The organism is Holdemanella sp. (assembly GCF_056804935.1).
The window spans coordinates 1-1,972 of record NZ_DBMEXE010000263.1 but is presented as its reverse complement, the minus strand read 5'-3'; the positions used below and the strand labels follow the sequence as shown (position 1 = coordinate 1,972).

Genomic DNA, 1,972 nt, shown 5'->3' with positions numbered 1-1,972 from the left:
TACATAAATACTTTGATGAATTGTATACATTTGATCGTATTGATTCTATTTCAATGGATAAATATAAATTTTTGCCTTTGTTTTATAATCATATTTATGAAACGATTGGAAAAACGAAGAAGAATACATATAAATATGATTGTATGTATGTAGGTACGGCACATCCTCAAAAGTATTATGATATTAATCGTATGGCTAGAGGTTTAAAAAGTGTAATGCCGAATCAATTTATTTATCACTATATGCCTTCTGTTTTGAAGTATGTGTATCAAAAAGTTAAATCCCCTTTGTTTAGAAAAGCTAAATGGAGTGAGTTTAAACATGAAAAGGTTGCTTCAAAAGAATTGATGGAGATATTTAGTGATTCAAAATGTATTTTAGATGCGCCTCAAGCAGGGCAAGTGGGACTTACGATTCGAACAATTGAGTGTTTGGGTGCAAAAAGAAAATTAGTAACAACAAATTCGGATATAAAGAATTATGATTTTTATAATGAGAATAACATTTTAATCTATAGCGAACCTATAGATTTAGATTCACCTTTCTTTAAAAATGAATATGAAGAATTGCCAGATGAGATGTATGAAAAGTATTCATTAAAGAATTGGTTGATTACTATGATTGGAAAGGAGACATAATTGGATGAAAATATTAGTTACAGGTGCCAATGGGTATATTGGTCAAGGTGTAGTTAAAGCTATTTTAGATAGTGGTAATGAAGTAATAGCTACTGATTTTTCAACACAATATGTCGATGAACGTGCAAAAAGAATAGATTGTAACGTATTTGATATAGATAATCCTTATGAATATTTTGAGAATCCAGACGTGTTATTGCATTTGGCTTGGAGAGATAGTTTTGTACATACATCACCATTCCATATTCAAGATTTGCCAAGTCACTATGCCTTTTTAAAGAAAATGGTTGATGAAGGTATTGATCGAGTTTGTGTTATGGGAAGTATGCATGAAATCGGATTTTTTGAAGGGAGTATTCATGAAGATACGCCTTGTCATCCAATGAATTTGTATGGTATTAGTAAAAATGCTTTAAGAAATTGTGTGGAACTCATGACGGCAAACACAAAGACAAAATGGCAATGGTTAAGAGGATACTATATTGTAGGTAATTCTGAATTTGGTGATTCGATTTTCTCTAAGATTACTAAGGCGGAGCATGAAGGGAAACAAGAGTTTCCATTTACTATGGGTCAAAATCAATATGATTTTATTGATTATAAAGACTTTTGTGTGCAAGTGGCTGCCGTGGTTGGTCAAGATGAAGTGAATGGAATTATCAATATAGGTTCAGGAAGACCTGAGAAATTGGCGGATCGTGTAGAGAGATTTATTAAAGAAAACAATTATCATATTCAATTAAAATATGGTGCGTTTCCGGATCGTCCTTATGATTCAAAAGCTGTTTGGGGCGATGGTTCTAAAATAGCGAAAATCATGAGGAAATAAAATGATTTCAGTATGTATGGCCACATATAATGGCGAAAAATATTTGAAAGAACAATTGAATTCCATTCTAAAACAAATCAAAAGTTCAGATGAGTTAATTATTTCTGATGATGGTTCTACGGATTCAACATGTACTATTATTAAGGAGTATCAAAAAGAATATAAAAATATCAATTTAATAGATGGACCTAAGAAGGGTGTTCAAAAGAACTTTGAGAATGCCTTAAAAAAATCTAAGGGAGATATTATATTCTTGTCTGATCAGGATGACATTTGGATGGACAATAAAGTGGATGTAGTATTAGATGCTTTTCAAAATCCAAACGTGGTATTGATATTACATGATGCACAGATTGTGAATCAGAATGGACAAGTCATTGAAGATTCGTTTTTTGAGCATCGTGGATCGCAATCAGGATTGTTTAAAAATCTTTGGAAGAATTCATATTTAGGATGTTGTATGGCATTTCGAAGAAGTGTTTTAGAGTGTTGTTTGCCATTTCCA

General features: G+C 31.6%; 3 protein-coding genes. All 3 read left to right on the top strand.

Translation table 11 applies throughout. From position 1 onward, the window contains the following. A partial coding sequence (locus ACZQCL_RS09100) for a WaaS/CpsH family glycosyltransferase (protein ID WP_482482938.1) occupies positions 1 to 638 on the top strand: 638 nt, incomplete at its 5' end. Between the two features lie 4 nt (positions 639 to 642). Continuing rightward, entirely contained in the window at positions 643 to 1,467 is an 825-nt protein-coding gene (locus ACZQCL_RS09095) for an NAD-dependent epimerase/dehydratase family protein (protein ID WP_118115933.1), read from the top strand. Between the two features lies 1 nt (position 1,468). Then, a partial coding sequence (locus ACZQCL_RS09090) for a glycosyltransferase (RefSeq protein ID WP_482482936.1) occupies positions 1,469 to 1,972 on the top strand: 504 nt, incomplete at its 3' end.

Bases quoted from the DNA above. Each gene is read 5' to 3' on its own strand.
- ACZQCL_RS09095 (WP_118115933.1), top strand. From the start codon at position 643: ATGAAAATATTAGTTACAGGTGCCAATGGGTATATTGGTCAAGGTGTA.